General features: G+C 71.8%; 1 protein-coding gene and 1 pseudogene. Both read right to left on the bottom strand.

The features are described from left to right. Positions 1-213 (bottom strand): annotated as a pseudogene (locus tag ADK52_RS08060) (lytic transglycosylase domain-containing protein); the annotation flags it as partial. A gap of 148 nt (positions 214-361) precedes the next feature. Next, positions 362-1,268: ECF transporter S component (locus ADK52_RS08055; protein WP_107090002.1), on the bottom strand; the 907-nt coding region annotated here is incomplete at its 5' end.

Genomic DNA, 1,268 nt, shown 5'->3' with positions numbered 1-1,268 from the left:
GGTGTGGTTCCAGCCGCTCTCGCGGGAAACGATGTTGTTGAAGGCCGCGAACTGCGCCGGGTCCTTGATCATCTGCTGGGCGATCGCCTTGGCGCTCGTGGGGGCCGCCTGGGCGGGGACCGTGGCGAGCATCGAGCCGGCGACGCCCAGGGCGACGATGGAGCCGGCGAGGGTCTTCTTGGAGGCGGCGATGCGGCGGATGACGTTGGACACGGATGAACCTTCCGACGGGGACAAGGGCGGTCGCCGCATGCCTGGGGCATGCGTGAGCCACTCACGCGGTGGAGAGGGGTTCGTCGGGCGGGGGGCGAAGGCCCGCTGCCGTGGCGACATCACCAGTTAGCCAGGCCGGTGGGGGCTACTAGTTCGTGTCGTATGTGACGTGGGTCCTGTGGGGCGGGTCACCGGGAGAGGCCCCGAATGTCACGTTCTGTGCGGGTTCGCTACGCGAAATGGTGTGTGTGCCGGGCCACTCTCCACGCGAACCGAAGGAAACGGGCGCCTCGAACGCCGCTTTCCGCACCGCCCGCCGCAACGCCTTCAGCAGCGTGCCACCGAGCGCGAGGGTCAGTACGACGGTCAGCACGGCCCGGCCCAGGTCCCAGCCCAGGGAGGTGGCCACGCAGTACGCGGCGAAGCGCGCCAGATTCGCGGGGACCGGATCCCCCGGGTGGAAGGAGATGCCCTGGCCCATGCCCTGGAGGAGCACCCAGCCTTGCAGGTTCATGATCGTGCCGTACGCGAACGAGCCGACGAACCCGTACGCCGCCAGCATCAGCAGCTCCGCCCGGCCCCGGACCCCCGTCGCGCCGGGCAGCAGCCCGGCGCCCAGCGAGAACCAGCCCATCGCCAGCATCTGGAACGGCATCCACGGCCCGACCCCGCCCGTGAGCAGGGCGGAGGCGAACATGGTGACCGAGCCGAGGACGAAGCCGAAGCCGGGGCCGAGGACACGGCCGCTGAGCACCATCAGGAAGAACATCGGCTCCAAGCCGGCCGTGCCCGCGCCCAGGGGCCGCAAGGCCGCCCCGACCGCGGCGAGCACGCCGAGCATCGCCACCGCCTTGGCGTCCATGCCCTGGTCGGCGATGGTCGCGACGACCACGGCGACGAGGAGGGGCAGCAGCCCCGCGAAGAGCCAGGGGGCGTCCTGGGAGTGGGCGAGCCCGGACTGGCGGTCGGCGAGGAGGGGCCAGCCGAAGGCCGCGATGCCGATGAGGGTGACGAGGAGCAGCGCGGCGGCGGCGCGGGGGCCGATGCGGAGGGGG

Origin of the sequence: Streptomyces sp. WM6372 (assembly GCF_001279655.1) — a bacterium.
Classification (GTDB): Bacteria; Actinomycetota; Actinomycetes; order Streptomycetales; family Streptomycetaceae; genus Streptomyces.
This window is presented reverse-complemented; position numbering and strand designations above follow the sequence as displayed.